Origin of the sequence: Bradyrhizobium sp. IC4059 (assembly GCF_020193615.1) — a bacterium.
GTDB classification, from domain to species: domain Bacteria; phylum Pseudomonadota; class Alphaproteobacteria; order Rhizobiales; family Xanthobacteraceae; genus Bradyrhizobium; species Bradyrhizobium yuanmingense.
Genome location: NZ_JADYVH010000014.1, coordinates 194406 through 200970 on the forward strand (window position 1 = coordinate 194406; position 6565 = coordinate 200970).

Here is a 6565-nt window from a genome sequence, read left to right on the forward strand (position 1 = left end):
TCGCTGCGCTCCATCCGGGCTACGAAGTTTACACCTCATGTCCTGGCGATTTGCGCGCCAAGCCGTCGAATGCATCCAGCAGCTTTTCCCGCCACACATAGACCGGATCATCCGCTTCGAGCAGCTTGAACGGGCTGACCACGCGCGCCCATTGGAATCCGCCGAACACGATGTAGTCGGCGTAGTTCGGTGCCTGCCCGCCGAGAAAAGGTTGCGTCTTGAACGTCTGCCGCATGATCTCGAGCGATTTGCGGAACGCGACGATGCCGGTGTCGCGGCCCGCCATGATCTCCTCGAGCGTCTTGCCGCCGAAGCGCGCCTCGCGCGACTTGCGGAAATAGGCGGCATCGACCTCATTCAGATTGTTCGGGATATCGGCGATGATGAGCGGAAACATGCCGCCGACGATGGCGATGTCGCCCCACGCATTGATCATGCGCGCCATGGCGCGGCCGCCCTCGCCGCCGAACAGCGACGGGCGATCCGGAAAAGTGTCCTCGAGATAGTTCGCGATGGTCCAGGAATCCACCACCGCCCTCTCGTGATGCAGCAGCACCGGGACCTTCTCCGAGCCGTGCGGCGCGATCGCGCTCTTCTCGGTGAAGCGCCAGGGCAGCGATTCCGCCGCAAGGCCCTTGTGCGCCAGTGCCATCCGCGTGCGCCAGCAATACGGGCTGAAGGGGCGCGCGGGATCGGTGCCGACGAGTTCGTAGAGTTTGAGCGACATTGAGCAGTGCTCCGTCATTGCGAGCGCAGCGAAGCAATCCAGGCTGCTTCCGCGAAAGACATTCTGGATTGCTTCGCTGGCGCTCGCAATGACGATGTGGAGGCAGATGTGCGCGTCACCGCCCGTTGGCGCGCAACAGCCTCTCGCCGCCTTCCGTCACCGCGATCACCAGCCCGAGACCGGCAATCGTCTCGCGCGCGACGTAGCCGCGCTCGGCGGCGTCCTCCCAGATGGTGAGGCGCGGGCACGAGGTCTTCCAGGTCGCGAGCACCTCGGCGTAGACGCGCGGCTCGCGCGCGACCCATTCGACGAAGTCCAGCACCAGCGGATCGGCGTTACAGCTCATTGCAAACCTCCCTTGTCGAAGGCGGCCAGAACCGGCGCACGCAGCAACAGCCAGCCGCCGTGGACGATGTAGTAGCAGGCGATGGTGGTGATCAGCTTGTTGGACCAGGCGATGAACTGCTGGTCGGTCATGGCTTCGAGGATGCGCCGCGCCAGCGTGGTGCCGAGCATCGAGGCTGCGATGGCGACGGCAGCGAGCACGGGATCGAGGCCCGCGGCCTGGTCGATGATGCCGCCGAAATAGATCAGCTTGGTGAAATGGCTGACGACCTGGCACATCGCCTTGGTCGCAACCTTCTCGCGCCGGCCGAAATCGCCGCCGAGGAAAAAGGTGTCGAGCAGCGGGCCGGAGACGCCGGTCATCAGCATCAGGCCCATGCAGATCGTGCCGTAGACCGTGCCCTGCCAGAGGCTATCAGGGTCCGGCTTGATGTTCGCCGGCAAAAGCCGCGCCATGAACGGGGTGATGCCGAGCAGCAGCAGCGCGACCGGCTTGTCCGGCACGTAGCGGGTCAGCGACCACGCCGCGAGCGCCACGGCCGCGCCGACCATATAGTTCGCAACCGGCCGCCAGCGGATGTGCGCCCGCCACAGGAACGCGCGCCAGCCGTTCGAAGCCATCTGCGTGACCGCATGCAGCACCATGGCGGTCGGCAGCGGCATCAGGGCCAAGAGCACGCCGATCAGGATCAACCCGCCCGCCATGCCGAACAGCCCCGACAGGAACGCGGTGGCCACCATCAGCAATCCGAGGGCAGCGACCATGATGGGCGTCACGAAAGGAATCTCCTGGGGGCGAGTGAGGGACCGCAGGCGGGGAGAGTCGAAGGCACCGCGCCTGCTTCAACAAATCAGCACGAATACGCTGATGTTTGTGCCTCGCTTGCGCCTGTTCCGCAAACTGAGATATCTTGCCCTGGCATCAGCTTTCCTGAGGGTGGGTCATTTGCGGCGGCTGCTGTTTCTCAACGGCATCAAGGCGTTCGAGGCGGCGGCACGGACCGGCAGCTTTGCTGCGGCCGGGCTGGAGCTGAGCGTATCGGCGGCCGCCGTCAGCCGCATGGTGCACCTGCTCGAAGAGCGGCTCGGCGTCGCCTTGTTCGAGCGCAAGGCCAACAGGCTCGTGCTGACGCAGGCGGGCCGCGCCTATCAGAGCGGGCTGACCCCGATCTTCGATGCGCTGGCGAGCCTCACGGCGCAGGTGACGGCGCCCGCCAGCGTGCGCGTGCTCACCATCGGCGTCGGCCACACCTTTGCGATGCGCTGGCTGATCCCGCGCCTGTCGGAGTTTCGCAGCGAGGAGCCCGACATCGAGGTGCGCTTCACCACCGGCGGCGCCGCGGTGCCGTTCGGCGAGGACTGGAATTGCGGCATCAAGCTCGGCACCGGCGACTGGCCCGGCCTCGTCGCCGAGCCGCTGTTCGCGGGCGACCTCACCCCCGTCTGCGTGCCGCGCCTTGCCGGCGGATTGAAGCGCCCGGGCGACCTGAAAGGACCGAGCCTGATCCGCGTCGCGCACTCACCCGAGGACTGGCCGATCTGGCTGAAGGCGGCGGGCACGGCGAGGATCAACGCGCGCGGGCCCGAGTTCCAGTTCTACGGCCAGGCGCTGCAGGCCGCGGCCGACGGGCTCGGCATCGCCATGGGCATCCGCCCCTATATCGACGACGATCTTGCGGCCGGCCGACTGGTGGCGCCGTTCGACCTGTCAGTGCCCAAGGGCATGCGCTGGTACCTGCTCTATCGCAGCTTCCAGACCGAGCAGCGCGACTTTGCCGCCTTCCGCCGCTGGATCATGCGGGCGGCATCGGAACCCGCCGCCCGCCCGCGCCGGATCGGCCGCGCCGCAGCGCGGAACTGAAGCCTGGCGGGCAAAAAAGCCGTCTGCTTGTGAACGGCTTCACATCCCAAATTCCGCAGACGTGGTCTCGTGACCCTCCGAAAAGAAACGTGGGACCTACACTCATGACGACCCTCTACGACGGCTTTGACATCGAATCCTTCGAAGCTGGCAAGGGGCTGTGGCACGCGCGGATCCGCCGGGCCGATCTCAGCCCGGTGGCCATCGACGGCGTGCTGTTTCCGGCCATGGAAGTCGGCTTCGCCTGGCCCGATCGCGATGCCGCGATTGCCGATGCCAAGCACCACATCGATCGTTTCCGGCGGCGGGCCGGCGACGCCGACGAATAGGCGGTCCGCAGGCCGACCAGAGACAGGGCGGCGAAAAAAAGGGGGGGAACCGGTCATGTCCATCATCGAAACCGATGCGGTGCAGCCGCGGATCTACGCCCGCGCAGTGCTCTCCAACTGCCCGGAATGCGACGGCGATCTCACGGTGCTCCGTGTGATCGGCGGCCGCGCCGGATGCGAGTACTGGACCATGCGCTGCACCGATTGCGGCGGCATTCATCTCGACATCCTCGAGCCGAATGTCGCGGCCGGAGACGACGAGGGGCCGCTGCCCGCGGCGTGAACCGCAAGGCTGCTGCCAACCTGCTGTCAGCAGCCTGCATGGCTCGGGGCATTCACCCTTTATCGCGGGGCGGACTCGTCCCATATTCGCCTCATGGCGAAGAAACCTGCATCCCCCGAAAAATCCGGCAAATCCCCCAAATCGAAGGCGCATCGCCCCGATGTGCAGCCGATCGGGCCTGCGCTGGCCGAATTGCTGAATCCCGCGATCAACCGCGGCGATGCGGGCTTGGGATCGGGCACCGGCCTGCAGCCGCCGCCTGACAATTCGCGCGACCGCCGTGCCGGGGGCGAGGCCGCCGCGCATCGCGCGCGGGCTTCGACACCGAAGGAGTTTCCGCAAGATGCGGCGCGGCCGATGCCGCTGCGGCCCAATCCGCAGCCGCCGGGCGCCCGTCAGTCCAGTGAGCTTGCCGGGCTAGAGGAGGCACCGCAGGCCAATTACGGAACTGCGGCCACCATCCCGACGCTCGATCCGGAACTGGCGCGGCAGCTCGGCCTGCCCACCGAGGAGGACGATGCCGAAGCGCTGGCGCGCCCGCCGCGTTCCAAGATGGAGGCGCTCGGCGTCAAGGCGACCGCCGATGCGCTGGAATCGCTGATCCGCGAGGGCCGGCCGGAGTTCCGCAAGGGCGACGGCTCCATGAAGGTGTGGACGCCGCACCGGCCGCCGCGCCCGGAGAAGTCCGAAGGCGGTGTCCGCTTCGAGATCAAGTCGTCCTACGAGCCGAAGGGCGACCAGCCGACCGCAATCGCCGAGCTGGTCGAGGGCATCAACCGCAACGACCGTTCGCAGGTGCTGCTGGGCGTCACCGGCTCCGGCAAGACCTACACCATGGCCAAGGTGATCGAGGCGACGCAGCGCCCGGCCCTGATCCTGGCGCCGAACAAGACGCTGGCCGCCCAGCTCTATGGCGAGTTCAAGAACTTTTTTCCGGACAACGCGGTCGAGTATTTCGTCAGCTATTACGACTACTACCAGCCGGAAGCGTATGTGCCCCGCACGGACACGTACATCGAAAAGGATTCCTCGATCAACGAGCAGATCGACCGCATGCGCCACTCGGCGACGCGTGCGCTGCTCGAGCGCGACGACGTCATCATCGTCGCGTCGGTGTCCTGCATCTACGGTATCGGCTCGGTCGAGACCTACACCGCGATGACCTTCGCGCTGAAGAAGGGCGAGCGCATCGACCAGCGCCAGCTGATCGCCGACCTCGTCGCGCTGCAGTACAAGCGTACCCAGGCCGATTTCACCCGCGGCACGTTTCGCGTGCGCGGCGACGTCATCGACATCTTTCCGGCTCACTATGAAGACCGCGCCTGGCGCGTGAACCTGTTCGGCGACACCATCGAGACCATCGAGGAGTTCGATCCGCTCACCGGCCACAAGCAGGACGAGCTCGAATTCATCAAGATGTACGCCAATTCGCATTATGTGACGCCGCGCCCGACCTTGGTGCAGGCGATCAAGTCGATCAAGTTCGAATTGAAGCAGCGGCTCGACCAGCTCAACAACCAGGGCCGCCTGCTGGAAGCGCAGCGGCTGGAGCAGCGCACCACCTTCGACCTCGAAATGATGGAGGCGACGGGCAGCTGCGCCGGCATCGAGAACTATTCGCGCTACCTCACCGGCCGCCGCCCCGGCGAGCCGCCGCCGACGCTGTTCGAATACGTGCCCGACAACGCGCTGATCTTCGCCGACGAAAGCCACGTCACCATCCCGCAGATCGGCGCCATGTTCCGCGGCGACTTCCGTCGCAAGGCGACACTGGCCGAATACGGCTTCCGCCTGCCGTCCTGCATGGACAACCGCCCGCTCCGCTTCGAGGAATGGGACATGATGCGGCCGCAGACCGTCGCGGTGTCGGCGACCCCGGGCAGCTGGGAGCTGAACGAGAGCGGCGGCGTGTTCGTCGAGCAGGTCATTCGCCCCACCGGGCTGATTGATCCTCCCGTTGATATTCGCCCCGCCCGCACGCAGGTCGACGATCTCGTCGGCGAAGTGCGCGCCACCGCGCAGGCGGGCTATCGCTCACTGATCACGGTCCTCACAAAGCGCATGGCGGAGGACCTCACCGAATATCTGCACGAGCAGGGCATTCGCGTCCGCTACATGCACTCGGACATCGACACGATCGAGCGCATCGAGATCATCCGCGACTTGCGTCTCGGTGCCTTCGACGCGCTGGTCGGCATCAACCTCTTGCGCGAAGGTCTCGACATCCCCGAATGCGCCCTGGTCGCCATTCTCGACGCCGACAAGGAAGGTTTTCTGCGCAGCGAGACCTCGCTGATCCAGACCATCGGCCGTGCCGCGCGCAACGTCGACGGCAAGGTGATCCTCTATGCCGACCAGATGACGGGATCGATGGAGCGCGCCATCGCCGAGACCAACCGCCGCCGCGAGAAGCAGGTCGAGTACAACAACGCCAACGGCATCACGCCGGAGAGCGTGAAGAAGCAGATCGGCGACATCCTCAACTCGGTCTACGAGCGCGACCACGTGCTGGTCGAGGTCGGCGGTCACGACATGACCGACGACGTCATCTCGATCGGCCATAATTTCGAAGCCGTGCTCGCCGATCTCGAAACGAGGATGCGCGAGGCCGCCGCCGATCTGAACTTCGAGGAAGCCGCCCGCCTGCGCGACGAGGTCAAGCGCCTGCGCGCGACCGAGCTCGCCGTGGTCGACGACCCCACCGCCAAGCAGCGCACCGTCGCGACCAAGGCGGGCGCCTATGCAGGAGCGAAGAAATACGGCGATGCCGCCAACCTCCCGGTCAGCGCCATGAAGAACAAGAGTGCCGCAACCGCGCTCAAGGCCGGCGGGGCTAAGGGCTCCCGCGTGCACAAGCCGCATCTCGACGAGATGCACGGCCCGGAGTCGTTGCCCTATCGCGAGAGCCGCGCGCTGCCGTCAAAGCCGTTCGGCAGCACCAGCAGGATCATCCAGCCGACGGATTCGCGGCAGTCGGGACCGGAGTTCGGGCCCGCGCCGAAGTCGACGGGCGGGGCACC

7 protein-coding genes are annotated in these 6565 nt (G+C 66.2%); 4 read left to right on the forward strand and 3 right to left on the reverse strand.

Annotated elements, in window-relative coordinates; translation table 11 throughout:
- Window positions 1-28 precede the first annotated feature (28 nt).
- The 3 genes from I6F12_RS32805 to I6F12_RS32815 all read right to left on the reverse strand — a co-directional run bounded on the left by I6F12_RS32805 (window position 29) and on the right by I6F12_RS32815 (window position 1849).
- On the reverse strand, window positions 29-727 hold the full coding sequence (locus I6F12_RS32805; protein ID WP_225158110.1) for a glutathione S-transferase family protein: 699 nt from the start codon (window positions 725-727) through the stop codon (window positions 29-31).
- 115 nt (window positions 728-842) lie between these two features.
- Window positions 843-1073 (reverse strand): hypothetical protein, encoded by a 231-nt coding sequence (locus I6F12_RS32810; RefSeq protein ID WP_036009448.1) that lies wholly within the window; start codon window positions 1071-1073, stop codon window positions 843-845.
- Window positions 1070-1849, reverse strand: coding sequence for a sulfite exporter TauE/SafE family protein (locus tag I6F12_RS32815; RefSeq protein WP_225158111.1), 780 nt, complete (start codon window positions 1847-1849; stop codon window positions 1070-1072). The genes I6F12_RS32810 and I6F12_RS32815 overlap by 4 nt, the downstream gene beginning before the upstream one ends.
- A gap of 169 nt (window positions 1850-2018) precedes the next feature.
- Here I6F12_RS32815 and I6F12_RS32820 point away from each other — a divergent pair, with 169 nt between their 5' ends.
- The 4 genes from I6F12_RS32820 to uvrB all read left to right on the forward strand — a co-directional run.
- Window positions 2019-2933 (forward strand): LysR substrate-binding domain-containing protein, encoded by a 915-nt coding sequence (locus tag I6F12_RS32820; RefSeq protein ID WP_225148094.1) that lies wholly within the window; start codon window positions 2019-2021, stop codon window positions 2931-2933.
- A 104-nt stretch (window positions 2934-3037) separates the two neighbouring features.
- Window positions 3038-3262: a hypothetical protein gene (locus I6F12_RS32825; protein ID WP_225158112.1), complete on the forward strand. Its 225-nt coding sequence runs from the start codon at window positions 3038-3040 to the stop codon at window positions 3260-3262.
- 55 nt (window positions 3263-3317) lie between these two features.
- Complete coding sequence (locus I6F12_RS32830) at window positions 3318-3545, forward strand: hypothetical protein (protein WP_225114102.1); 228 nt, start codon at window positions 3318-3320, stop codon at window positions 3543-3545.
- A gap of 93 nt (window positions 3546-3638) precedes the next feature.
- Window positions 3639-6565: excinuclease ABC subunit UvrB (uvrB, locus tag I6F12_RS32835; protein ID WP_225158113.1), on the forward strand; the 2927-nt coding region annotated here is incomplete at its 3' end.